Consider the following 21,359-nt stretch of genomic DNA (forward strand, 5'->3'; position numbering starts at 1 on the left):
ATGTTGATGCCAAAACGTGTAAAACATCGTAAAGAACATCGTGGAAAAATGCGTGGTCGCGCTAAAGGCGGCACAGAGATAGCTTTCGGTGAATACGGATTACAGGCATTAGAACCAGCATGGGTAACGAATCGTCAAATTGAAGCAGCTCGTATTGCAATGACACGTTATATTAAGCGTGGCGGTAAAGTATGGATTAAGATTTTCCCTTCAAAACCAGTTACTCAAAAACCGCTTGAAGTTCGTATGGGTAGTGGTAAAGGTTCTCCAGAAAAATGGGTAGCGGTTGTAAAACCTGGTAAAGTTATGTTTGAATTAGCTGGTGTCTCTGAAGAAGTAGCACGTGAAGCTATGCGTCTGGCATCCCATAAGCTGCCAATTAAGACTAAGTTTATTAAGCGTGAAGAAGTGGGTGGTGACGCAAATGAAAGCTAATGAGTTAAGAAATATGACCACTGCTGAAATAGAACAAAAAATCAATTCTTTAAAAGAAGAATTATTCAACCTCCGATTTCAATTGGCAACAGGTCAATTAGAAACTCCAACGCGCATTTCAGAAGTGCGCAAAGCGATCGCACGTGCGAAAACTGTTTTGCGTGAAAGAGAATTAGGGATCAGTAAATAATCCTGAAAGGAGGTTATCAAATGTCAGAGCGTAATCAACGTAAAGTACAAATAGGTAAAGTTGTTAGTGACAAAATGGATAAAACCATCGTCGTTGCTGTTGAAACTTATAAAAAGCATTCATTATACGGAAAACGTATTAAATACACCAAAAAATTTAAAGCTCATGATGAAAACAATCAAGCGAAAATTGGCGATATTGTTAAAATTATGGAAACCAGACCATTATCCAAAGATAAGCGTTGGAGATTAGTTGAGGTTGTTGAAGAAGCTGTAATTATCTAATAAACTGTATATTTACTCATGTTCCGGAAGGAGGGACTATTCAATGATTCAACCACAAACGTTATTACAAGTAGCAGATAACTCCGGTGCTAAAAAACTAATGGCTATCAAAGTATTAGGTGGTTCTCATCGTAAATTTGCTAATATTGGTGACGTTATTGTTTGTTCGGTAAAAGAAGCGACACCAGGAGGCGTTGTCAAGAAAGGTGACGTAGTTAAGGCGGTTATTGTTCGTTCTACTCGTGGTGTTCGTCGTAATGATGGATCTTATATCCGATTTGATGAGAATGCGGCTGTTATTGTCAAAGATGATAAAAGTCCTCGTGGAACTCGTATTTTTGGTCCAGTAGCACGTGAGCTGCGTGAAAAGGACTTTATGAAAATTATTTCTCTAGCTCCAGAGGTTATCTAAATATCCTAAGGGAATTGTTTTAAAAGGAGGTGCTTTTATGAAATCCTCAAAAAATAAACTTCATGTTAAAAAAGGCGATACAGTTATTGTTATTAGTGGTAAGGATAAGGGTAAAAAAGGTCGTATTTTAGAAGCTTTTCCAAAAGAAGGACGTGTACTTGTTGAAGGTGTAAATATTGTTAAGAAACATACACGCCCATCTCAAGCAAACCCAAATGGCGGCATTGTATCTCAAGAAGCTCCAATTCATTCTTCAAATGTGATGTTAGTTGACCCTAAAACCGGTGAAGTAACAAGAGTTGGGCATAAAATTTTAGCTAATGGTAAAAAAGTGCGTATTGCTAAAAAGTCTGGCGAAGAGTTAGATAAGTAGTCAGGTGAAGAAGGGAGGCAAAAACAATGGCAGCAAGATTACAAGAAAAATATAGTAAAGAAGTTGTTCCTGCATTGATGCAAAAATTCAACTACGCTTCTGTGATGCAGGTACCACGTGTAGAGAAAGTAGTAATCAATATGGGTGTTGGTGATGCCGTTCAAAACCCAAAGGTTTTAGATAGTGCTGTTGCTGACTTAGAGTTAATCTCTGGTCAAAAACCTGTTGTAACTCGTGCAAAAAAATCTATTGCTGGATTTAAATTACGTGAAGGGATGCCTATTGGTGTAAAAGTAACTCTTCGCGGTGAACGTATGTACCATTTTATCGACAAGTTATTTAATGTGTCATTACCACGTGTGCGTGACTTCCGTGGAGTATCCAATAAAGCTTTTGACGGTCGTGGGAACTATACATTAGGTTTAAAAGAACAATTGGTTTTCCCGGAAATTGAATATGATAAGATCGATAAAATTCGTGGAATGGATATTGTATTTGTTACAACTGCAAATACTGATGAAGAAGCTCATGAGTTATTAAATCAGTTAGGAATGCCTTTTGCAAAATAAGTGATCTTAAATTTGAGGAGGAAATAGCGTGGCAAAAAAGTCAATGATCGCTAAACAAAGACGGCCTCAAAAATTTAAAGTGAGAGAATATACTCGCTGTGAACGCTGTGGTCGTCCACATAGTGTAATGCGTAAGTTTAAGTTGTGTCGTATTTGCTTCCGCGAACTTGCTTACAAAGGGCAAATTCCTGGAGTGAAGAAGGCTAGTTGGTAAAACCTAGTTAGGGAAGGAGGTTTTTCGTTATGGCGATGACAGATCCAATTGCAGATATGCTAACTCGTATTCGAAATGCAAATATTGTTCGTCATGAAATCGTTGAAGTACCAGCATCCAAAATCAAAAGAGATATTGCCGAAATTTTAAAACGTGAAGGATTTATCCGTGATGCTGAATTTGTTGAAGATAATAAACAAGGGATCATCCGTTTATTTTTAAAGTACGGTTCAAATAATGAGCGTGTAATTACTGGATTAAAACGTATTAGTAAACCAGGTTTGCGTGTTTACGCAAAGAGTAACGAAATTCCTAAAGTGCTTGGTGGATTAGGAATAGCGATTCTTTCAACACCACAAGGCGTCTTAACTGATAAAGAAGCCCGCAAAGCCCAAGTTGGTGGAGAAGTTTTAGCGTACATCTGGTAATCAACTCAAATCCGATTGGGGGTGTAACAATGTCTCGTATTGGTAAAAAACCGATTGAAATTCCATCAGGTGTAGAAATTACAAATGATAAAAACATTTTGACTGTTAAAGGGCCAAAAGGAACTTTAACAAAATCATTTCATAAAGATATCAAGATTGTTATTCAAGATAATCAACTAACTGTTGAACGCCCATCTGATAACAAACTACACCGTGCCTTACATGGTACTACTCGTAGTATTATCAATAACATGGTTGAGGGTGTAACCAAAGGATATGAAAAGACTTTAGAATTAGTTGGTGTAGGTTACCGTGCAGCAAAGTCTGGTAATAAGGTAACATTGAATGTAGGTTATTCACATCCTGTTGAAGTATTCCCTGAAGAAGGAATTGATTTAGAAGTTCCTGCACAAAACAAAGTGGTTGTAAAAGGAATCGATAAAGAGCGTGTTGGTGAGATGGCTGCAAAGATCCGCTCAATCCGTGAACCTGAACCTTATAAAGGAAAAGGGATTAAATACGAAAATGAACGTATTCGTCGTAAAGTTGGTAAGACAGGTAAGTAATTTCTTGTATAAACGACTTAGCAATAGAACTTTCGTTCAAACGAAGGGAGTGAATTGAAGTTGATTAACAAACAAGATAAAAATAAAATACGTAAAAGAAGACACTTACGCATTCGCAAGAATATTGTTGGAACAGCTGAGCGTCCTCGTTTAAACGTGTTTCGCTCATCTAAAAACATTTATGCTCAATTGATTGATGATGTAACTGGAACAACTCTAGTTTCTGCATCCACTTTAGATAAAGAACTTAGCGGTGAAATTAAAAACGGCGGAAATATTGAAGCTGCTAAATTAGTTGGTGAACTAGTAGCTAAACGTGCTGTTGAAAAAGGTTATGTTTCAGTAGTATTTGATCGTGGTGGTTATCTATATCATGGAAGAATTAAAGCTTTAGCTGAATCTGCGCGTGAGGCAGGGCTTCAGTTTTAATCGGATACGAAGGAGGGAAAAAGATGCGAATTGACCCAAATACCCTTGATCTACAAGAGAAAGTGGTTCACATCAATCGAGTAGCTAAAGTTGTTAAAGGTGGACGCCGCTTTAGCTTTAGTGCATTGGTTGTCGTTGGTGATAAAAATGGTTGGGTAGGTGCTGGTATTGGTAAAGCTAGTGAAGTGCCAGATGCTATCCGCAAAGGAATTGAAGATGCAAAGAAAAACCTAATTCATATACCATTAACTAGCAAAACAATTCCACATCCTATTACAGGAATTTTCGGTGCAGGTAAAGTGTTATTAAAACCTGCTTCTGAAGGTACTGGAGTAATTGCTGGTGGACCTGTTCGTGCAGTACTTGAGTTAGCAGGAATTGAAGACATCTTAAGTAAATCTTTAGGTTCTTCAAATTCAATCAATATGGTTCATGCCACAATTGATGGTTTGAAACGTTTAAAACGCGTTGAAGAGGTTGCTAAATTACGTGGTAAATCGATCGAAGAACTGTTAGGATAAGGAGGGATTATGATGGAGAAAAAATTACAAATCACCCTCAAACGTAGCGTTATAGGTCGTCCTGAATCACAAAGAGTAGTCGTTCGTACTTTGGGATTACGTAAAGTTAACCAAACAGTTATTCATAATGATAATCCTGCGATTCGTGGGATGGTTAACAAAGTAAAGCATTTACTTGATGTAGTTGAAGTAGAAGCGTAATAACATGCTTTAAGATAGAGGAGGTGCTACCATGAAGTTACATGAACTTAAACCAGTGAAAGGTGCGCGTCATACACGCAAACGTGTAGGACGTGGAACTAGTTCTGGAACGGGTAAAACGGCTGGACGTGGTCATAAAGGTCAAAATGCACGTTCCGGTGGTGGTGTACGCCCTGGTTTTGAAGGTGGTCAAAACCCATTATACCGTCGTTTACCAAAGCGAGGATTTAATAATCCAACTCGCAAAGAATACTCTATAATCAATTTAGATCTTCTTAATAACTTTGAAGACGGTACTGTAGTTACTCCAGAGTTATTGACTGAAAAAGGGTATGTAAAACAAGTAAAAGATGGCATTAAGGTTCTTGGCAACGGAGAATTGACTGTAAAACTAACAGTAAAAGCAAATAAGTTTTCAGAAACTGCTGTTAAGAAAATTGCTGCTGCAGGCGGTACAACTGAGGTGATCTAATGTTTAATACGATCTCCAACATATTTAGGGTAAACGACTTGCGTAAGAAGATCATTTTTACTCTTCTTATGCTAGTCGTGTTCCGTATTGGAAGTTTTATTCCAGTACCAAATATCAATGCTGATGCGTTAACTGCTTTAACTGAAAGAGATATTTTTGGTTTCTTAAATACTTTTTCTGGTGGAGCATTACGTAATTTTTCTATTTTTGCAATGGGTATCATGCCTTATATTACAGCGTCAATCATTGTCCAACTATTAACTATGGATGTTGTACCTAAATTTGTTGAGTGGGCAAAAGAAGGAGAAACAGGACGTAGAAAATTAGCTCAAGTTACCCGTTATGGCACGATTGTACTTGGGTTGATCCAATCTATTGGATTATCGATTGGTTTTAACAATATTTATCCAGGTTTAGTCATCGATCCAAGTTTCACAACTTATGCTCTTATTGCCATTACGCTAACCGCAGGAACTGCTTTCTTAATGTGGCTTGGTGAACAAATCACAGAAAATGGTATTGGCAACGGGATTTCCATTATCATTTTTGCAGGTATCATTGCGGGGATTCCTGATGGAATCTATGCGATTTATGATACCCAATTTAAAGGGGCTACTGATCAGTTATTCCTTAATATTATTAAGTTACTATTGATCTTGTTAGTCATTCTTCTAATTGTTGTTGGCGTTATTTATGTTCAACAAGGAATTAGAAAGATTCCAGTTCATTATGCAAAACGTGTTGTAGGTAGAAAAATGTACGGTGGCCAATCCAGCCACATTCCTTTTAAAGTTAACTCAGCTGGAGTTATTCCGGTCATCTTTGCGCTTTCTCTACTCATGTTTCCATCAACGATCGCAAGTTTTTGGCCAAACAATGGTATAGCTCAGTGGTTTATCAAACACTTTAACTATGCTGATCCATTTGGAATGTTTCTTTATGTGATATTGATTATTGGATTTACCTATTTCTATACATTCGTACAAATCAATCCAATACAAATGGCAGAGAATATGAAGAAGAATGGTGGTTATATTCCAGGGATTAGACCAGGAAAGGCAACTTCCACCTATATTTCTAAAGTGTTAAACCGAATCACTTTAGCTGGATCTATTTTTTTAGCAGCTGTTGCTATCTTACCAGTCATCTTTACTGCTGCAACAACTTTACCTCAATCTGTAAGGATTGGTGGAACTTCATTACTCATCGTTATTGGTGTAGCGCTTGATACAATGAAGCAAATTGAAACACAACTGATCAAGCGTCATTATGATGGCTTTATTAAAAAGTAAAAATAGGCCATTTTGATGGAGGGATGTTTTTTGAATATCGTGCTCATGGGTCTTCCGGGGGCAGGTAAGGGAACTCAAGCTGAAAAAATCGTTGCTGAATTTCTAATCCCACATATTTCTACTGGAGATATGTTTAGAAGCGCAATTAAAGAAGGAACTAAAATGGGATTAGAAGCAAAGTCTTATATGGATCAAGGATTGCTTGTACCCGATGAAGTCGTAATTGGTATTGTGAAAGATCGTCTAAGTAAAGAAGACACAAACTCAGGTTTTTTACTAGACGGTTTTCCGCGTACAGTAGCTCAAGCTCAAGCGCTAGATAAAATGCTTGGCGAAATGAATAAAGAGATCGAACATGTAATCAATATAGATGTAGACAAGAATCTATTATTAAATCGTCTAACTGGTCGTAGAATTTGTCGTGAATGTGGTGCTACTTATCATATTATTTATAACCCTCCTAAAATTGAGGGAAGATGTGATAAATGTGGCGGAGAACTTTATCAACGTGATGATGATAAAGAAGAAACAGTCGCAACAAGACTTGAGGTAAATATCAAGCAAACTGAACCATTATTGAATTACTATCAGAATAAGCAAGTCTTACGAACAATAGAGGGTAATCAAGAGATCGATGAGGTATTTCATTCAATTGAAAAAATACTGAGAGGTCAGGCGTAATGATTATACGTAAATCCGATTTTGAGATTGACCTGATGCGAATTGCTGGACGAATTGTTGCAGAGACTCATCAAGTTTTAAAAGAGGCAATTCGCCCTGGAATTACAACAAAAGAACTTGACCATATTGCAGAAGAATTCATTCGCAGTAAAGGAGCCATTCCTTCTTTCTTAGGTTATGGAGGATTTCCAGCAAGTATATGTACTTCTGTAAATGATGAATTGGTTCATGGTATTCCAAGTGATCGTGTATTAAAAGAAGGAGATATCATTAGTATTGATATCGGGGCAGAATACAAGGGATATCATGGTGATTCTGCTTGGACTTATCCTGTTGGGAAGATCTCTGACGAAGCAGATCGATTATTGAAAGTTACAGAAGAATCATTATATAAAGGACTGGAAAAGGCTACTCCAGCCTATAGATTATCTGATATATCGCACGCTATTCAAGAACATGTAGAGGCTTTTGGTTACTCTATTGTTAGGGAATATGTTGGTCATGGAGTTGGACAGAATCTACACGAAGATCCACAAGTTCCTAATTATGGCCCACCCAATCGAGGTCCTATACTAAAGCCAGGGATGGCATTAGCGATTGAGCCGATGGTAAATATGGGAAAGCGATATGTTAAAACATTAGCTGATCGCTGGACTGTAGTTACTGAAGATCATTCATTATGTGCTCATTTTGAGCACACGATTATCATTACAGAGTCTGGTCATGAAATTTTGACGAAATGATGGGTGAAGTGATGATAAAAGAAAAGCCTTTATTAAATATAGGTGAAATCGTTGAGATTTTAACAGGACGCGAAAAAGGGAAATACGGGGTTATTATTGGGAAAGAAAACGATCGGTATATATTCATTGCAGATGGTGATAAACGTAAGTTTGACCAACCAAAAAGGAAAAACATTCGCCATATACGAGCAACTGGATATATTTCTAAAGAAATAGTAGATTCTCTAGATAAAAACGGCAAAGTGACAAATGCAAAATTACGATATGTCTTGCAGGATTATCTTTCAAACCGCTTGCCTTTGGATGAAGAGAAAGGAGAATGAAAATGGCTAAAGATGATGTGATTGAAGTTGAGGGTACAGTGATTGAACCTCTTCCTAATGCAATGTTTCGAGTCCAATTAGAAAATGGTCACAAAATTTTGGCTCACGTTTCAGGGAAAATTAGAATGCATTTTATTAGGATCTTACCTGGTGATAAAGTTACTGTAGAGTTATCACCTTATGATTTGACACGTGGTCGGATTACGTATCGTTATAAGTAGGTATTTGTTTGCACATAAGGAGGTTATAAACATGAAGGTTAGACCATCCGTCAAACCAATCTGTGAAAAGTGCAAAGTTATTCGTCGTAAAGGCACAGTCATGGTCATTTGTGAAAACCCAAAACACAAACAAAAACAAGGTTAATTCAAGGAGGTGTGTTAAATGGCACGTATTGCAGGTGTAGACTTACCTCGTGATAAACGAGTAGAAGTTGCATTAACCTATATTTATGGTATTGGTATTCAAACATCCAAAAAACTTTTAACTGAAACAGGAATCAATCCAGATACTAGAGTACGTGATTTAACAGAAGATGAAGTAGCAAAATTACGTGAAATTATCGACAAAAACGTTAAGGTTGAGGGAGATCTGCGACGTGAGGTGGCTCTTAATATTAAGCGCCTAATTGAAATTGGTTCATATCGAGGCATTCGTCATCGTCGTGGATTACCTGTCCGTGGTCAAAAATCTAAAACCAATGCACGTACACGTAAAGGTCCACGTCGTACCGTAGCGAACAAGAAGAAGTAAGGAGGGATGACGAAATGGCTACAAGAAAAACCACAACTCGTACAAAAAGGCGCGATCGTAAAAATATTGAGTCAGGAGTAGCACATATTAAGTCTACTTTTAACAACACCATTGTTACCATCACTGATACACATGGTAATGCAATTTCTTGGAGTAGTGCAGGTGCACTTGGGTTTAAAGGTTCAAGAAAAAGTACCCCTTTTGCTGCACAAATGGCTGCTGAAGCAGCTGCCAAAACAGCAATGGAGCATGGCATGAAAACTGTTGAAGTATTAGTTAAAGGTCCTGGTGCTGGACGTGAGGCAGCTATTCGCTCCTTACAAGCAGCTGGACTAGAGGTTAATATGATTAAAGATGTCACGCCGATACCTCATAACGGTTGCCGTCCACCAAAACGTCGTCGTGTCTAGTGATATTTTTACCAATAGATGTATAGATTGCCTGAACATGTGAATAATAGAATGGTAAGATAGGGTAAGTATGTACTCTCTCAACTAGATCTACTTATTTTAGAACATGGTTAGGTTAATAAACGGTACCACCGATTGTTCTTTTTTGGTACCTTACCCTCGAATATCGTGGTTGCCATTGAAATGGACGTTTTGAAGGAGGGTTTAGATAAATGATCGAAATCGAAAAGCCTAGAATTGAAGTCGTAGAAATTAATTCAGAATCTACTTACGGGAAAATTGTAGTAGAGCCTTTAGAACGAGGATATGGTACAACACTTGGTAATTCTCTAAGAAGAATTCTTCTTTCTTCTTTGCCAGGTGCTGCTGTAACCTCTATTCAAATCGATGGTGTTCTTCATGAATTTTCTACAATTCCTGGTGTCGTTGAAGATACATCAGAGATTATATTAAACCTTAAGAAGCTTTCCTTAAAGATTCACTCTGATGAAGAGAAAGTTCTTGAAATTGATGTTGATGGTGGTGGGGATATCACTGCTGCTGATATTCGTGCAGATAGTGATGTTGAGATTCTAAACCCTGATCTTCATATTGCTACGGTCGATGAAAATTCAAGATTTCATATGAGAATTCATGCGAACCGTGGTCGTGGTTATGTTCCAGCGGACAGAAATAAAAGGGAAGATCAACCGATTGGAGTTATTCCAGTCGATTCCATTTATACTCCGATTACAAGGGTTAATTATACAGTAGATAACACTCGTGTAGGTCAGGTTACAAACTATGATAAGTTAACTTTAGAAGTATGGACTGATGGCAGTATTCATCCAGAAGAGGCTGTTAGTTTAGGAGCAAAGATCTTAACAGAACATCTCAATTTATTCGTTGGCTTAACTGAAGAAGCAAAAGAAGCGGAAATTATGGTGGAAAAAGAAGAAGACCAAAAAGAAAAGGTTCTTGAGATGACCATTGAAGAATTGGATCTTTCTGTTCGTTCCTATAACTGCTTGAAACGTGCTGGTATCAATACCGTGCAGGAATTAACTACGAAAACAGAAGAAGATATGATGAAGGTTCGTAATCTTGGGCGCAAATCACTGGAAGAAGTTCAACAAAAGTTGCTTGAACTTGGACTTGAACTTAAAAAAGAAGAGTAGAAATTGTGAACTGAATAAAGGAGGGACAAGGGATGGCATACGCAAAACTTGGTCGTAATTCAGCAGCACGTAAGGCACTGTTCCGTGATCTCGTGACGGATTTAATTATTAATGAACGTATTGAAACCACTGAATCAAAGGCGAAAGAAGTTCGTTCAATTGCTGAAAAATTGATTACTCTTGCAAAACGTGGCGATTTACATGCAAGACGTCAAGTTGCAGAATATGTTCGAAAAGAAGTAGCTGATCGTGAAAGTGGTCAGGATGCAGTTCAAAAACTATTTAGTGAAATTGCTCCTCGATTTGCTGAACGTCAAGGGGGATATACACGTATTTTAAAGATTGGGCCTCGCCGCGGGGACGCAGCACCTATGGTATATTTAGAATTAGTAGAATAATGATGAAAGAAAAGGGTGAGGGCAGAATCATTTGATTCTGATTCAATGCCCTTTTTTCTTTATGATTTTAGAAAGTTTTTTAACTTTGGAGGCAGAAAACATGCAACCAATCATCCAACTTAGGAATCTTTCCTTTCAGTATAAGAATGCAGAAAGGGTATTAAACAATTTAACTACAAATCTTTTTGAGGGACAGTTTATCACGATATTAGGACCAAATGGTTCTGGAAAGTCTACATTAGCTAAATGTCTAAATGGAATATTACATCCTACAGATGGCGTAGTGATCGTAGACCAAATCGACACAAAGAATGAGGATTTGATTTGGCATATTAGGCAACATGTTGGAGTTGTCTTTCAAAACCCTGATAATCAAATTGTCGCAAGTACGGTCGAAGAAGATGTTGCTTTTGGGTTAGAAAATCAGGGGATCGAATCAAGTGAAATGGCAAAAAGGGTTGAAGATGCTTTACAGAAGGTGAATCTAGAAGAATATAAACACACAGAACCTCACCATCTTTCTGGAGGCCAAAAACAAAAAGTAGCGATTGCTGGCATCATTGCGATGAAACCTAAAGTGATTATCTTTGATGAAGCGACATCCATGCTTGATCCAATAGGAAGAGCCGAAGTCCTCAAAGTGGCAAAACAATTAAATGAGGAAGAAGGAATTACCATTCTTCATATTACTCATTTTGTTCAAGAAGCCTTATTGGCTGATCGGATTCTCATCATGGATCGAGGATATATAATTGCAGATGGATCCCCTAAAGAGATTTTGTCTAAAAAAGATCTTTTGGAAGAAACAGGGTTAGATGTACCGATTGCCGTTGATTTAGCTCATAGACTTAAAGAAAAAGGATATTCATTTCATACCGATCTTGTAAGAGAAGAGGAGTTTATTGAGGCATTATGGACATTACGTTAAAAGATGTTTCTGTCACTTATATGAAAAATACTCCTTTTGAGAAAATTGCTTTACAAGAAGTAAATCTAACGATAAAGAGCGGATCGATCATTGGTGTTATCGGACATACTGGATCAGGTAAGTCGACACTGATTCAACTGATAAGTGGACTCATCCTTCCCACAAATGGAACAATCAAAGTAGGAGATTTAGCGTGGTCATCCAAAAGGAAAAATCTATCACCAATTAGGAATAAGATTGGGGTGGTTTTTCAATACCCTGAACATCAATTATTTGAAGAAAACGTTGAAAAGGATATTTCTTTTGCACTCCGAAATTTTGACTTTCCAGAGGAGCTTATAGCAATACGTGTAAAAGAAGCAATGAAACAAGTAGGACTAGACTATGAACAATTTGCAAAACGTTCCCCTTTTGAACTAAGTGGGGGACAAATGAGAAGAGTTGCAATCGCAGGAGTCATTGCCTTTCAACCTAAAATATTAATCTTAGATGAGCCAACTGCAGGTTTAGATCCAAAAGGGCGAAAAGAAATTCTCAACATGATTAAAGAATTACATCAGTCCAGAGAAATAACAACAATCTTGGTTTCACATAGTATGGATGATATTGCAAATATGGTTGAACGTCTTATTGTGTTGAATCAAGGAAAGATCATATTAGAGGGAACCCCTAAGGAAATTTTTAAGGAAGAAGAACGTTTACAGCAAATAGGCCTTGATATTCCTGATATCACGAAATTTATTCAACGATTAAACCAGAAAATAAATCCGCCTATCCCCCTTGATTGTTTTTCTAGGGAAGAATTAGAAGAATATTTAATCGATTGGCTATTGAAGGGGAAAAAAGTATGAGTCTATCTCAATACATGATTATCGGACAATTCATACCGAATCAATCATTTTTACATCGACTTGACCCAAGATCAAAGCTTATTTTTACGTTTTTATTTATTATCCTTGTTTTTCTTGCCAAGGATCTAACAAGCTATTTCGTTCTCATCTTAACTATTTTATCAGGAGTTATTCTTTCACGTATTCCTTTCTCTTATTATTTTAAAGGATTACTCCCTATCTTTTGGATGATTATATTAACGATTATTCTCCATCTATCCATGACAAAAGGGGGTAACCTTTTATTTCAGTGGCACTGGTTAACCATTTATGAAGAGGGGGTAAAACAAGCGATTTATATTTCGATAAGATTGCTTCTTCTTGTCTTAACTGCGACTATTTTAACCTTAACCACATCTCCGATAGATTTAACTATGGGACTTGAAAGATTGATGTATCCTTTCACTTTTTTAAAGGTACCTGTACATGAATTGGCTTTAATGATGTCTATATCACTTCGCTTTATTCCAACTTTACTTGATGAAACAGACAAAATTATAAAAGCCCAAACAGCCAGAGGCGCAAATTTTGAATCTGGTCCAATTCATAAACGAGTAAGAAATATGGTGGCAATCATCATTCCATTATTTATCAGTGCATTTAAACGTGCAGATGAATTAGCAATTGCTATGGAGGCCAGAGGCTATCGAGGTGGAAAAGGTAGAACAAGGTTAAGAGTGTCTGTATTTACATGGAGGGATCTTTTACTTATGTTCATTTTCCTTCTCCTATTTATTTTAATGATAACAGTTTGAGGGGTTCTTAGATGGAAGAAATAAAGAATATTAAACTAGAAGTTAGTTATGATGGGACAGCTTTCCATGGGTTTCAAGTCCAACCAAATCAACGAACGATACAAGGAGAATTAGAAGATGCATTGCAAAGACTGACTAACCAACCAGTTAAGATTATTGGATCGGGAAGAACAGATGCAGGAGTACATGCAAAAAAACAAGTTTGTAATTTTAAGATTAACCACTCGATGCCCTTATCTAAATGGCCTGTTGCACTAAATGCTCTTTTGCCAGAAGATATTGTTGTCAATTCTGCTAGTGAGGTCCCATTAGAATTTCATTCTCGGTTTGACGTAAGACAAAAGACATACAGATATTCTATCTATCATCATACATACGTAAACATATTTCGCCGGCATTACACCTGGCATTATCCATACCCACTGGATGTGGAAAAAATGAAAGCAGTAAGCAAAGTATTTATAGGGGAACATGATTTTACTGCTTTTTCTTCAGCAAAAACCACTGTCGAAAATAAAGTAAGGAAAATTTATGCCGCAGATCTTTGGAAGAAGGAAAATGAAATCTATTTTCAGATTACAGGTAATGGTTTTTTGTATAATATGGTTCGAATCGTGGTGGGAACATTGGTTGAGGTCGGCAGAAATAAAATGGATCCAGAAGAAGTAATGGAACTTTTCGAAAAAAAGAATCGATCATTAGCAGGTTTAACAGCGCCAGCAAAGGGACTTACACTTTGGGATGTCCAATATTAGACAACAGAACCTCGCGTATAAAATCCTTGACTCTTATGATTGAGTATAGTATTATATTCTTTGGTATTTTAAAACCCACTAGCCCCGGGTCTTAAAATAAAATCAGAACAACTATGAATTTGTATAATGGATAAAGATGATTTGTAATAGATTAGGAGGGAAAACGATGCGTACCACATACATGGCAAAACCTAACGAAGTTGAACGTAAATGGTACATTATCGACGCTGAAGGTAAAACACTTGGTCGCTTAGCTACTGAAGCTGCAACAATCCTTCGCGGTAAACATAAACCACAATTTACTCCACACGTAGATACGGGAGATTTTGTAATCATTATTAATGCTGGTAAAGTTGAATTAACCGGTAAGAAGATGCAAAGCAAAAAATACTACCGTCATTCAGGTTATCCAGGTGGTTTAAAAGTAACAGTTGCTGCTGATATGGTTAAGAATAAACCAGAACAAATGATTGAACTTGCGGTAAAAGGTATGTTACCAAAAGGTTCATTAGGTCGTAAACAAGGTATGAAATTAAAAGTTTATGCAGGATCAGAACATCCACATCAAGCACAACAACCAGAAGTTTGGGAAATTAGAGGCTAATAAGGAGGTTTAGCTTGTGGCACAAGTTCAATACTATGGTACAGGTCGTCGTAAGCATTCTGTAGCCCGTGTACGTTTGGTACCTGGGGACGGTCAAATCATTATCAATAAACGCAATTTAGATGATTATTTTGGCTTAGAAACATTAAAATTAATTGTAAAACAACCATTGGTTGCAACAGATACAACCAATGCCTATGATGTTTTAGTAAATGTTCGAGGTGGCGGATTTACTGGTCAAGCGGGAGCGATTCGTCATGGAATCGCTAGGGCATTATTAAAAGTAGATTCTCAGTATCGCCCTACATTAAAGAAGGCAGGATTCTTAACTCGTGATCCACGTATGAAAGAGCGTAAAAAATACGGTCTCAAAGCTGCTCGTCGTGCACCACAATTCTCTAAACGTTAATTTTTTTCGATTTCAAAAGCACTCATTTTTTTGGGTGCTTTTCTTTTTTGTCATAAACCCCTAACTCGTCCCATACATTATGAAAGGGAAGAAAGATAGCAAGGGGGAAAATCGATGTTGAAAATGAAAATCGTAAGCTTTATTTTAGCACTTGTTTTGCTAATTACAATCATGTTGTATGATGTGCCTATAAATGATTCATGGTCTGTATGGTCCCTTCCGTTATCAGGTAAAATCCTTATTTTAGATGCTGGACATGGTGGCCCTGATGGAGGTGCAGTCAGTAAAGATGGTATCGTTGAAAAGGATATCACCCTGAAAATCACAAAATATCTACAGGATTATTTAAATGAGGCTGGAGCATTAGTGATCATGACAAGAGAATCAGATGTTGATTTGGCAGATGAACATACAAGAGGAATCGCTAATCGAAAACTTGAGGATCTACAAAATAGAGTGAGATTAACGAATGATAGTGATGCAGACTTTTTTATTAGTATCCATTTAAATAGTATACCTTCAGAAAAATGGCATGGGGCACAAACCTTTTATTATCCAATTCGAAGTGAAAATGAACAAATGTCTAGGTTAATCCAAGAGCAATTAAGGATCAACCTAAAAAATACAGATCGTGTTGCCCTACCCCGTAACGATATTATGGTATTAAAATATGCGAATATTCCTTCCACCATGGTAGAGGTTGGATTCTTATCAAATCCTACAGAAGCAGCTTTATTAAATCAAACAGAATACCAGCAGAAAATCGCTTTCGCTATTTATCAGGGAATATTAAGATACTATTCAGGTGATGACGTTCCTGCAGAATAAAAATCACTCACTACGAGGGGAATATTTTATGCTATAATAAAGTTTGTACTATGAAAAACTGTAAAAGTAAAGCGGGGTGCCAACATGATTACAAAGGAACAAATCCTTGAGGCCTTAAAAGGCGTTGAAGATCCAGAGATCCATCGAAGTGTTGTTGAACTTGATATGGTGCGCAACATCGAAATAAATGAGGATCATGTTCGGTTAGAGATTGTATTAACCATACAAGGATGTCCATTAAAGGCAACAATTGGACAAGATGTCGAAAAAGCATTAAAGGCAATCGGTGCAAAAGAAGTGGATTTGACTTTCGGCTCAATGACTGATGAGGAAAGAACTGCTCTAGCAGAAAAATTACATGGAAATAAGAATACGGTTTCATTAAATCCGCAAAAAGGTTCACCATTATTAGCTCCTGATTCTAAGACGAAATTTATCGCAGTCACGAGTGGTAAAGGTGGAGTAGGGAAATCAACTGTTTCCGTTAATTTAGCAGTTGCTTTGGCAAGAACCGGAAAGAAAGTTGGATTAATTGATGCTGATATCTATGGCTTTAGCGTGCCTGACATGATGGGGATTGAATTTAGACCTACTGTAATTGATAACGTGATTTTGCCAGTAGAACGTTTTGGAGTTAGGGTCATGTCGATGGGATTTTTCGTTGAGGACAACACACCTGTTATTTGGCGTGGACCTATGCTTGGTAAAATGTTAAAGAACTTTTTCGAAGAAGTCCATTGGGGAGAGTTAGATTATCTTGTCTTAGACTTGCCACCAGGTACAGGTGATATGGCATTAGATGTGCATAGTACCATTCCCCAAAGTAAAGAAATTATTGTAACTACACCTCATGCTACGGCAGCATTTGTAGCAGCTAGAGCAGGCACAATGGCTTTAAAAACAAATCATGAAATTATTGGTGTAGTAGAAAACATGTCTTATTTTGAATGTGAATCAGGCAAAAGGGAATATATCTTTGGAAAAGATGGCGGAAAGAAACTTGCCGAAGAATTAAATACCGAATTGATTGCACAAATCCCAATTGGGGCACCTGACCGTGAAGACGAGGAAGAATTTGCTCCATCTGTCTATCCTCAGGGAAGTGTTACTGGAGAAATCTATCAACAATTGGCTCAAAAAATAATTGAAAAAGCGTAATATTGTATTCGCTATGTAGAGGCCTTCTACCCAAACGTTTAGTTAGAAGGCCTTTTATATTTTATTCACTTACTGGGATTGTTCTTCACCCGTTTTTCCTGTATCTTCTTTTTTCTTACCCTTCTCTTTTTCAGGTTTTAAAGCTTCCTCATTTGCTTTTTCCATCAATTTAAGCAAATCATCTTGGAACATAGGACTTTCTAAAGAATCTTTGATAACAAGCATCATTTGCCGACGATATGCATTTGATTTCATTACATCCATTATCATTTTTTCAAATTCAGGGTCTTTCATTGTTTCAATAACCATTTTCCGATAATCAGGGTCTTTCATTAAATCCTTTAAAATTTTCTCATTTTCCTTTTTAAGTGTCTTTCCTAATTCAGAGGCGAATTTGGGATCTTCATACATCTTTTTCAATTTTGCTTTATTCTCAGGGGATAAAACTTCATTTTGGATAATTTTCTGAACATCATCAGTGTTTAAGGTCATTTTCTTTTTCGTTTCTTGGTCATTAAGAGCCTCTGCAACAGCTTTTTTGCCATCCTCTGTTTGCAGAATATCCACTACCATTTGTTTTAATTCTTTATAATTGGGCATTGAGGAAGACTCAGATTTTCGAAAAGCATTACAACCGCTTAATAAGATTAAAGTTATGAGTAAAAAGGTAAAATAGGTGTAAATTTTATAATATCTATGAGTGACCAAAACCCACCCCTCCTAATCGTATCCTTACCTATAATATGCCTTAAAAGCTAAAATTTTATGAAAAAAAATATTGTAGAAAGAGGTTGGTGAAAAAAGAAATGGACAAAGAAAATGAGAAAAATTTATCACAAGTTGAAGATGATTTTCTTCTAGAAACCATGCATCAAATCGAAAAAAGAACAGGAATCGAAAGAATAATAGCAAACGATAATAAAGTGTTTTTTGATAAAGAAAAGGCTAATTTATTAGGCCAAAACCTAGGAAATATACTATATACATATAGGTTCGACGAGTTGAAGCATTCCTCAATTATGAAAAAAATAAAAGAAAATCTGAAGGATCATAGGGTTCAACTAGTGGTCTTACATGCAGAACTTAATCCTACATTCATAGTAGAAATGATGAAAGAGGTTAAAGAGCGAGGATTAGAAATGTCTGTAGTTAGCGACCAAGAATTTAAAGGAGACATTGGTTTGGTGTTAGCAAAGAAAGCCCAAAGTGATGATTCGTTTTGAAGCAAATTCTCATACTGCGTGGCTCACGAAGAAAAAAGAAGCTTATATTTTACCATTAAAAAAGACGAAAGCTAGACCTACGTGTCTAGCTTTAACCCTATTCAACTTCAGTTGAATTAATTTTTGCATTAGAAATAAGTTCAGAAACAGTTACAAACGTATAACCTTGCTTTTTTAAATTTTCAATAATGATGGGTAAAGCTTCAATAGATTGCTTTGCTGAATCACTAGCATGCATTAAAATGATATCTCCGGGATGCACTCTTTCTGTTACTCTTTTGACAATTTCGTTTACGCCCGGTTTCATCCAATCTCTTGAATCTGTATCCCATTGAACTACAGTATAGCCTAAACGATCGGCAATTCTTAAGACTCGCTTATCAAAATCTCCATTTGGTGTACGAATTAAAGTTGGTTTTTGCCCAGTAAGGTTTTCTAAAATCGATTCTGCTTTTAGAATTTGACTTTCAATCTCTTGATCAGTCAACTCACTATAATTTACATGTTTGTGGCCATGACTTCCAATCTCATAACCGCTATCAGCTATTCTTTTTACAATGTCTTGATGTTTTTCGCTCCATGGTGAGGATAAAAAGAAGGTGACTTTTCCTTTTAGTCCTTGTTGGTCTAAGATATTTAAGATAGGAACAGGAACTTCCTCACCCCAACTAATATCAAAGGTTAAAGCAACTTGTTTATTTTTTGTATTTACACTATAAAGTGCTTTTGGGTCGTCACTGTTGGTAAAGACAGTAATGCTTTCCTTTTCAGTATATACAATACCTATGGTAAAAAGGAATGCGGTAAGAACAACTAAAAATTGTTTAACCTTTTTTCCGCTTAAAACCCATATAAATTTCATTTTTTTTCACCTCCAATGATTGGTTGTTTCATATACATATATATGCATGTGAGACAAGGATATGCTTAACCTTTAAATGAAGAAAAAATGGAATAAATATGATATGATAAAAATTAGAAGGTAGAGGGAGTGTTCCAAATGTTTAAATTATTTTGGGCTGCAATAATTGAGAATAAGAAAAACATAAAATTGGCTAGTCTTATATTTTTCATGAGTTTGTTGGTTGGATATTTTTTTATTGATCAGAATAATGCTTACATACAAACTCTTATTAAACAATTGCAGAATATTGTTGGAGAAATCAAAGAAAAGGATAGTGTATTTTATATGATTTACACTATTTTTGTTAATAATATGAGACTTGCATTCTTGATGATTTCTCTAGGTATTTTATTTGGAATCTATCCAATGTTTCTCTTATTTATGAATGGTTTATTTATTGGATATATCTTAAAAAGTTTACTGGAAGCCGGTCAAACGGTTCGTTTTGCAATATTGGGGATTTTACCACATGGAATCCTGGAATTACCAGCTATTATCATTGCAGCAGCATTTGGAATGAAGTTAGGTTTTGCTTTTTTTCATGCAAGTGTTGAGGTGTTTAAAAGGCAGGAAAGAAAGTATAACTTCTTGTATCTTTGGCACACAATAAAACAAATCTTTTATATCCTAATAGGGCTAGTTGCCATTTTGTTTGTAGCAGCAATCATCGAGAGTACTTTAACAGGATACTTGTTGACAAACCTATCTAATCTTAATTAAATTTATTGTTATGAGGTGATAAAAATATGAAAATGAATGTTGCTTGGAAAGGGAATATGGCTTTTGAGGGCACTGGACAATCAGGGCACTCCGTCTTATTAGATGCTGCTCCTCAAGTAGGAGGAGAAAACAAAGGGCCAAGACCGATGGAAACCGTACTTATTGGTTTAGGTGGATGTACAGGAATGGATGTTGTTTCTATTCTTAAGAAAATGCGCCAAGATATTGAGACCTTTGATATGGAAATTGATGCTGAAAGAGCAGAAGAACATCCAAAAAGATTTACAAAAATACACATCAATTACAAATTAACAGGTCCAAACCTTGTAGAAGAGAAAGTTAGAAAAGCCGTTAAGCTTACACAAGAAACTTATTGTTCAGTATCCAAATCTTTAAATGCTCAAATTACTGCTAGCTTTGAAATAAATGGCGAGAAATACGATCTGTAGACAAAACCATAAAAAAAATACCCTATTTTTAGGGTATTTTTTTTATTCAAAAATGGAAGATTATTGATACTAGGGAAAACAGTTTAGATGGAGTGATTAAATGTGTTAGGATTTCTATTTAATGAAAGAGAATGTAGGGAATTAGAATATATGTTAAAAAAAGAACTTGATGAAATGTTATTAGATTTAAGTGATAAAAGGATTGATGGTGCATTAAGAAATGCAATAGAAGATCGTTATTATACTGTGTTTAAAATGTTAGCAAGAACCGCATCAAATAAAGAACTATCAAAATATGCAAGAAATCGCCAAACACATTAAAAAAAAATATTTTATATTGACATGAATAGAATAGATATGTTAAATTATAAATCGTCGCTTAAAATATATGACTTAAAATAAGCGATAAAAAAGAAACAAAAAAACAGTTGACAAGTTAACATAATGCATGATAAAATGTATTTTGTCGCTGTTACGACACACTAATTGAAACTTTGATTGCTCTTTGAAAACTGAACAGTGTAAAAGCCAAGCGTACCACAGAAATGTGGACCTAATCAATTTATTAGAGTTAAGGATAACTTTTTATGCCCTCGTGATGATGCTTCTGTAGCTGAATCACAGGACAAGAAACTCTAAATGCTAAAACATTAAAAGTTTCTATGGAGAGTTTGATCCTGGCTCAGGACGAACGCTGGCGGCGTGCCTAATACATGCAAGTCGAGCGAGGAATTGGAAGCTTGCTTCTAATTCCTAGCGGCGGACGGGTGAGTAACACGTGGGCAACCTGCCTGTAAGACTGGGATAACCCCGGGAAACCGGAGCTAATACCAGATAAGAGAACATCTCGCATGAGATGAACTAGAAAGGTGGCGCAAGCTACCA

Annotated in this window: 37 protein-coding genes and 1 rRNA gene; 36 read left to right on the forward strand and 2 right to left on the reverse strand. The window is 36.4% G+C overall.

From position 1 onward, the window contains the following. The 31 genes from rplP to BEN26_RS10695 all read left to right on the forward strand — a co-directional run bounded on the left by rplP (position 1) and on the right by BEN26_RS10695 (position 17,178). Positions 1-435, forward strand: a complete 435-nt coding sequence (gene rplP, locus BEN26_RS10545; RefSeq protein ID WP_068727218.1) for a 50S ribosomal protein L16 — start codon at positions 1-3, stop codon at positions 433-435. After that, positions 425-625 carry a 50S ribosomal protein L29 gene (gene rpmC, locus BEN26_RS10550; RefSeq protein WP_068727220.1) on the forward strand — a complete coding sequence of 67 codons (201 nt, stop codon included), beginning with the start codon at positions 425-427 and terminating at the stop codon, positions 623-625. The genes rplP and rpmC overlap by 11 nt, the downstream gene beginning before the upstream one ends. Positions 626-645: 20 nt before the next feature. Further along, positions 646-909, forward strand: a complete 264-nt coding sequence (gene rpsQ, locus BEN26_RS10555) for a 30S ribosomal protein S17 (RefSeq protein WP_068727222.1) — start codon at positions 646-648, stop codon at positions 907-909. 43 nt (positions 910-952) lie between these two features. Further along, positions 953-1,321: a 50S ribosomal protein L14 gene (gene rplN, locus BEN26_RS10560; RefSeq protein ID WP_068727225.1), complete on the forward strand. Its 369-nt coding sequence runs from the start codon at positions 953-955 to the stop codon at positions 1,319-1,321. A gap of 37 nt (positions 1,322-1,358) precedes the next feature. Next, complete coding sequence (rplX, locus tag BEN26_RS10565; RefSeq protein WP_069799551.1) at positions 1,359-1,694, forward strand: 50S ribosomal protein L24; 336 nt, start codon at positions 1,359-1,361, stop codon at positions 1,692-1,694. Between the two features lie 26 nt (positions 1,695-1,720). After that, positions 1,721-2,263: a 50S ribosomal protein L5 gene (rplE, locus tag BEN26_RS10570; RefSeq protein ID WP_068727230.1), complete on the forward strand. Its 543-nt coding sequence runs from the start codon at positions 1,721-1,723 to the stop codon at positions 2,261-2,263. 28 nt (positions 2,264-2,291) lie between these two features. Further along, complete coding sequence (locus tag BEN26_RS10575) at positions 2,292-2,477, forward strand: type Z 30S ribosomal protein S14 (RefSeq protein ID WP_068727232.1); 186 nt, start codon at positions 2,292-2,294, stop codon at positions 2,475-2,477. 29 nt (positions 2,478-2,506) lie between these two features. Beyond that, positions 2,507-2,905: a 30S ribosomal protein S8 gene (rpsH, locus tag BEN26_RS10580; protein ID WP_068727234.1), complete on the forward strand. Its 399-nt coding sequence runs from the start codon at positions 2,507-2,509 to the stop codon at positions 2,903-2,905. A 29-nt stretch (positions 2,906-2,934) separates the two neighbouring features. Further along, positions 2,935-3,471 (forward strand): 50S ribosomal protein L6, encoded by a 537-nt coding sequence (gene rplF / locus BEN26_RS10585; RefSeq protein ID WP_068727236.1) that lies wholly within the window; start codon positions 2,935-2,937, stop codon positions 3,469-3,471. Between the two features lie 60 nt (positions 3,472-3,531). Then, positions 3,532-3,900: a 50S ribosomal protein L18 gene (gene rplR, locus BEN26_RS10590; protein ID WP_082732548.1), complete on the forward strand. Its 369-nt coding sequence runs from the start codon at positions 3,532-3,534 to the stop codon at positions 3,898-3,900. A gap of 23 nt (positions 3,901-3,923) precedes the next feature. Further along, positions 3,924-4,421: a 30S ribosomal protein S5 gene (gene rpsE, locus BEN26_RS10595; RefSeq protein ID WP_068727245.1), complete on the forward strand. Its 498-nt coding sequence runs from the start codon at positions 3,924-3,926 to the stop codon at positions 4,419-4,421. A gap of 12 nt (positions 4,422-4,433) precedes the next feature. Next, positions 4,434-4,622 (forward strand): 50S ribosomal protein L30, encoded by a 189-nt coding sequence (rpmD, locus tag BEN26_RS10600; RefSeq protein ID WP_068727248.1) that lies wholly within the window; start codon positions 4,434-4,436, stop codon positions 4,620-4,622. A gap of 31 nt (positions 4,623-4,653) precedes the next feature. Further along, the gene (gene rplO, locus BEN26_RS10605; RefSeq protein ID WP_068727250.1) at positions 4,654-5,094 is read left to right on the forward strand and encodes a 50S ribosomal protein L15; all 441 of its coding nucleotides are present in this window, start codon (positions 4,654-4,656) and stop codon (positions 5,092-5,094) included. After that, a complete protein-coding gene (secY, locus tag BEN26_RS10610; RefSeq protein ID WP_068727253.1) occupies positions 5,094-6,386 on the forward strand; it encodes a preprotein translocase subunit SecY in 1,293 nt (430 codons plus the stop codon). The genes rplO and secY overlap by 1 nt, the downstream gene beginning before the upstream one ends. A gap of 30 nt (positions 6,387-6,416) precedes the next feature. Beyond that, positions 6,417-7,067, forward strand: a complete 651-nt coding sequence (locus BEN26_RS10615; RefSeq protein ID WP_069799549.1) for an adenylate kinase — start codon at positions 6,417-6,419, stop codon at positions 7,065-7,067. Next, the gene (map, locus tag BEN26_RS10620; RefSeq protein WP_068727257.1) at positions 7,067-7,810 is read left to right on the forward strand and encodes a type I methionyl aminopeptidase; all 744 of its coding nucleotides are present in this window, start codon (positions 7,067-7,069) and stop codon (positions 7,808-7,810) included. The genes BEN26_RS10615 and map overlap by 1 nt, the downstream gene beginning before the upstream one ends. A gap of 11 nt (positions 7,811-7,821) precedes the next feature. Continuing rightward, positions 7,822-8,133, forward strand: coding sequence for a KOW domain-containing RNA-binding protein (locus tag BEN26_RS10625; RefSeq protein WP_069799596.1), 312 nt, complete (start codon positions 7,822-7,824; stop codon positions 8,131-8,133). Between the two features lie 2 nt (positions 8,134-8,135). After that, positions 8,136-8,354 (forward strand): translation initiation factor IF-1, encoded by a 219-nt coding sequence (gene infA / locus BEN26_RS10630; RefSeq protein WP_068727259.1) that lies wholly within the window; start codon positions 8,136-8,138, stop codon positions 8,352-8,354. 31 nt (positions 8,355-8,385) lie between these two features. After that, entirely contained in the window at positions 8,386-8,499 is a 114-nt protein-coding gene (rpmJ, locus tag BEN26_RS10635) for a 50S ribosomal protein L36 (RefSeq protein ID WP_003322638.1), read from the forward strand. Positions 8,500-8,517: 18 nt separating this feature from the next. Beyond that, positions 8,518-8,886, forward strand: coding sequence for a 30S ribosomal protein S13 (rpsM, locus tag BEN26_RS10640; protein WP_069799547.1), 369 nt, complete (start codon positions 8,518-8,520; stop codon positions 8,884-8,886). 14 nt (positions 8,887-8,900) lie between these two features. Beyond that, positions 8,901-9,296, forward strand: coding sequence for a 30S ribosomal protein S11 (gene rpsK, locus BEN26_RS10645; RefSeq protein ID WP_068727264.1), 396 nt, complete (start codon positions 8,901-8,903; stop codon positions 9,294-9,296). Positions 9,297-9,508: 212 nt separating this feature from the next. Beyond that, positions 9,509-10,453 carry a DNA-directed RNA polymerase subunit alpha gene (locus BEN26_RS10650; protein ID WP_068727267.1) on the forward strand — a complete coding sequence of 315 codons (945 nt, stop codon included), beginning with the start codon at positions 9,509-9,511 and terminating at the stop codon, positions 10,451-10,453. 32 nt (positions 10,454-10,485) lie between these two features. Continuing rightward, the gene (rplQ, locus tag BEN26_RS10655) at positions 10,486-10,851 is read left to right on the forward strand and encodes a 50S ribosomal protein L17 (RefSeq protein ID WP_068727271.1); all 366 of its coding nucleotides are present in this window, start codon (positions 10,486-10,488) and stop codon (positions 10,849-10,851) included. 100 nt (positions 10,852-10,951) lie between these two features. Then, a complete protein-coding gene (locus BEN26_RS10660) occupies positions 10,952-11,779 on the forward strand; it encodes an energy-coupling factor transporter ATPase (protein ID WP_069799545.1) in 828 nt (275 codons plus the stop codon). Continuing rightward, positions 11,764-12,630, forward strand: a complete 867-nt coding sequence (locus tag BEN26_RS10665; protein ID WP_069799543.1) for an energy-coupling factor transporter ATPase — start codon at positions 11,764-11,766, stop codon at positions 12,628-12,630. The genes BEN26_RS10660 and BEN26_RS10665 overlap by 16 nt, the downstream gene beginning before the upstream one ends. After that, complete coding sequence (locus tag BEN26_RS10670) at positions 12,627-13,424, forward strand: energy-coupling factor transporter transmembrane component T family protein (protein WP_069799541.1); 798 nt, start codon at positions 12,627-12,629, stop codon at positions 13,422-13,424. Before BEN26_RS10665 ends, BEN26_RS10670 begins: the two co-directional genes overlap by 4 nt. 20 nt (positions 13,425-13,444) lie before the next feature. Further along, entirely contained in the window at positions 13,445-14,179 is a 735-nt protein-coding gene (gene truA, locus BEN26_RS10675; RefSeq protein WP_068727716.1) for a tRNA pseudouridine(38-40) synthase TruA, read from the forward strand. 166 nt (positions 14,180-14,345) lie between these two features. After that, positions 14,346-14,783 (forward strand): 50S ribosomal protein L13, encoded by a 438-nt coding sequence (rplM, locus tag BEN26_RS10680; protein WP_068727279.1) that lies wholly within the window; start codon positions 14,346-14,348, stop codon positions 14,781-14,783. A 16-nt stretch (positions 14,784-14,799) separates the two neighbouring features. Beyond that, the gene (rpsI, locus tag BEN26_RS10685) at positions 14,800-15,192 is read left to right on the forward strand and encodes a 30S ribosomal protein S9 (RefSeq protein ID WP_068727281.1); all 393 of its coding nucleotides are present in this window, start codon (positions 14,800-14,802) and stop codon (positions 15,190-15,192) included. Positions 15,193-15,306: 114 nt separating this feature from the next. Next, complete coding sequence (gene cwlD / locus BEN26_RS10690) at positions 15,307-16,020, forward strand: N-acetylmuramoyl-L-alanine amidase CwlD (RefSeq protein ID WP_068727284.1); 714 nt, start codon at positions 15,307-15,309, stop codon at positions 16,018-16,020. A gap of 84 nt (positions 16,021-16,104) precedes the next feature. After that, positions 16,105-17,178 carry an Mrp/NBP35 family ATP-binding protein gene (locus tag BEN26_RS10695; protein ID WP_069799539.1) on the forward strand — a complete coding sequence of 358 codons (1,074 nt, stop codon included), beginning with the start codon at positions 16,105-16,107 and terminating at the stop codon, positions 17,176-17,178. Between the two features lie 69 nt (positions 17,179-17,247). On the opposite strand, the gene gerD is transcribed toward BEN26_RS10695, so the two are convergent. Beyond that, a complete protein-coding gene (gerD, locus tag BEN26_RS10700) occupies positions 17,248-17,886 on the reverse strand; it encodes a spore germination lipoprotein GerD (protein ID WP_084818824.1) in 639 nt (212 codons plus the stop codon). 98 nt (positions 17,887-17,984) lie between these two features. Between gerD and BEN26_RS10705 the strand changes: the two genes are divergently transcribed. After that, positions 17,985-18,401, forward strand: coding sequence for a DUF1694 domain-containing protein (locus BEN26_RS10705; RefSeq protein WP_069799537.1), 417 nt, complete (start codon positions 17,985-17,987; stop codon positions 18,399-18,401). 97 nt (positions 18,402-18,498) lie between these two features. Here BEN26_RS10705 and pdaB read toward each other — a convergent pair whose 3' ends face one another. Next, positions 18,499-19,263 (reverse strand): polysaccharide deacetylase family sporulation protein PdaB, encoded by a 765-nt coding sequence (gene pdaB, locus BEN26_RS10710; RefSeq protein WP_069799535.1) that lies wholly within the window; start codon positions 19,261-19,263, stop codon positions 18,499-18,501. Between the two features lie 138 nt (positions 19,264-19,401). On the opposite strand from pdaB, the gene BEN26_RS10715 reads away from it, so the two are divergent. The 4 genes from BEN26_RS10715 to BEN26_RS10730 all read left to right on the forward strand — a co-directional run. Continuing rightward, positions 19,402-20,025 carry a stage II sporulation protein M gene (locus BEN26_RS10715; RefSeq protein ID WP_069799533.1) on the forward strand — a complete coding sequence of 208 codons (624 nt, stop codon included), beginning with the start codon at positions 19,402-19,404 and terminating at the stop codon, positions 20,023-20,025. A gap of 26 nt (positions 20,026-20,051) precedes the next feature. After that, complete coding sequence (locus tag BEN26_RS10720; RefSeq protein ID WP_068727295.1) at positions 20,052-20,474, forward strand: OsmC family protein; 423 nt, start codon at positions 20,052-20,054, stop codon at positions 20,472-20,474. A gap of 102 nt (positions 20,475-20,576) precedes the next feature. Continuing rightward, positions 20,577-20,795, forward strand: a complete 219-nt coding sequence (locus tag BEN26_RS10725) for a hypothetical protein (RefSeq protein WP_069799531.1) — start codon at positions 20,577-20,579, stop codon at positions 20,793-20,795. Between the two features lie 338 nt (positions 20,796-21,133). Further along, positions 21,134-21,359 (forward strand): 16S ribosomal RNA (locus tag BEN26_RS10730); the annotation flags it as partial.

This window comes from Tepidibacillus sp. HK-1 (assembly GCF_001748485.2).
Classification (GTDB): domain Bacteria; phylum Bacillota; class Bacilli; order Tepidibacillales; family Tepidibacillaceae; genus Tepidibacillus_B; species Tepidibacillus_B infernus.

What these genes read in the sequence shown, in the direction of transcription:
- rplP (WP_068727218.1), top strand. Translation starts at nt 1, where the DNA reads ATGTTGATGCCAAAACGTGTAAAACATCGTAAAGAACATCGTGGAAAA.
- rpmC (WP_068727220.1), top strand. Translation starts at nt 425, where the DNA reads ATGAAAGCTAATGAGTTAAGAAATATGACCACTGCTGAAATAGAACAA.
- rpsQ (WP_068727222.1), top strand. Translation starts at nt 646, where the DNA reads ATGTCAGAGCGTAATCAACGTAAAGTACAAATAGGTAAAGTTGTTAGT.
- rplN (WP_068727225.1), top strand. Translation starts at nt 953, where the DNA reads ATGATTCAACCACAAACGTTATTACAAGTAGCAGATAACTCCGGTGCT.
- rplX (WP_069799551.1), top strand. Translation starts at nt 1,359, where the DNA reads ATGAAATCCTCAAAAAATAAACTTCATGTTAAAAAAGGCGATACAGTT.
- rplE (WP_068727230.1), top strand. Translation starts at nt 1,721, where the DNA reads ATGGCAGCAAGATTACAAGAAAAATATAGTAAAGAAGTTGTTCCTGCA.
- rpsH (WP_068727234.1), top strand. Translation starts at nt 2,507, where the DNA reads ATGGCGATGACAGATCCAATTGCAGATATGCTAACTCGTATTCGAAAT.
- rplF (WP_068727236.1), top strand. Translation starts at nt 2,935, where the DNA reads ATGTCTCGTATTGGTAAAAAACCGATTGAAATTCCATCAGGTGTAGAA.
- rpsE (WP_068727245.1), top strand. Translation starts at nt 3,924, where the DNA reads ATGCGAATTGACCCAAATACCCTTGATCTACAAGAGAAAGTGGTTCAC.
- rpmD (WP_068727248.1), top strand. Translation starts at nt 4,434, where the DNA reads ATGGAGAAAAAATTACAAATCACCCTCAAACGTAGCGTTATAGGTCGT.
- rplO (WP_068727250.1), top strand. Translation starts at nt 4,654, where the DNA reads ATGAAGTTACATGAACTTAAACCAGTGAAAGGTGCGCGTCATACACGC.
- secY (WP_068727253.1), top strand. Translation starts at nt 5,094, where the DNA reads ATGTTTAATACGATCTCCAACATATTTAGGGTAAACGACTTGCGTAAG.
- map (WP_068727257.1), top strand. Translation starts at nt 7,067, where the DNA reads ATGATTATACGTAAATCCGATTTTGAGATTGACCTGATGCGAATTGCT.
- BEN26_RS10625 (WP_069799596.1), top strand. Translation starts at nt 7,822, where the DNA reads ATGATAAAAGAAAAGCCTTTATTAAATATAGGTGAAATCGTTGAGATT.
- infA (WP_068727259.1), top strand. Translation starts at nt 8,136, where the DNA reads ATGGCTAAAGATGATGTGATTGAAGTTGAGGGTACAGTGATTGAACCT.
- rpmJ (WP_003322638.1), top strand. Translation starts at nt 8,386, where the DNA reads ATGAAGGTTAGACCATCCGTCAAACCAATCTGTGAAAAGTGCAAAGTT.
- rpsM (WP_069799547.1), top strand. Translation starts at nt 8,518, where the DNA reads ATGGCACGTATTGCAGGTGTAGACTTACCTCGTGATAAACGAGTAGAA.
- rpsK (WP_068727264.1), top strand. Translation starts at nt 8,901, where the DNA reads ATGGCTACAAGAAAAACCACAACTCGTACAAAAAGGCGCGATCGTAAA.
- BEN26_RS10650 (WP_068727267.1), top strand. Translation starts at nt 9,509, where the DNA reads ATGATCGAAATCGAAAAGCCTAGAATTGAAGTCGTAGAAATTAATTCA.
- rplQ (WP_068727271.1), top strand. Translation starts at nt 10,486, where the DNA reads ATGGCATACGCAAAACTTGGTCGTAATTCAGCAGCACGTAAGGCACTG.
- BEN26_RS10660 (WP_069799545.1), top strand. Translation starts at nt 10,952, where the DNA reads ATGCAACCAATCATCCAACTTAGGAATCTTTCCTTTCAGTATAAGAAT.
- BEN26_RS10665 (WP_069799543.1), top strand. Translation starts at nt 11,764, where the DNA reads ATGGACATTACGTTAAAAGATGTTTCTGTCACTTATATGAAAAATACT.
- BEN26_RS10670 (WP_069799541.1), top strand. Translation starts at nt 12,627, where the DNA reads ATGAGTCTATCTCAATACATGATTATCGGACAATTCATACCGAATCAA.
- rplM (WP_068727279.1), top strand. Translation starts at nt 14,346, where the DNA reads ATGCGTACCACATACATGGCAAAACCTAACGAAGTTGAACGTAAATGG.
- cwlD (WP_068727284.1), top strand. Translation starts at nt 15,307, where the DNA reads ATGTTGAAAATGAAAATCGTAAGCTTTATTTTAGCACTTGTTTTGCTA.
- BEN26_RS10695 (WP_069799539.1), top strand. Translation starts at nt 16,105, where the DNA reads ATGATTACAAAGGAACAAATCCTTGAGGCCTTAAAAGGCGTTGAAGAT.
- BEN26_RS10705 (WP_069799537.1), top strand. Translation starts at nt 17,985, where the DNA reads ATGGACAAAGAAAATGAGAAAAATTTATCACAAGTTGAAGATGATTTT.
- pdaB (WP_069799535.1), bottom strand. Translation starts at nt 19,263, where the DNA reads ATGAAATTTATATGGGTTTTAAGCGGAAAAAAGGTTAAACAATTTTTA.
- BEN26_RS10715 (WP_069799533.1), top strand. Translation starts at nt 19,402, where the DNA reads ATGTTTAAATTATTTTGGGCTGCAATAATTGAGAATAAGAAAAACATA.
- BEN26_RS10720 (WP_068727295.1), top strand. Translation starts at nt 20,052, where the DNA reads ATGAAAATGAATGTTGCTTGGAAAGGGAATATGGCTTTTGAGGGCACT.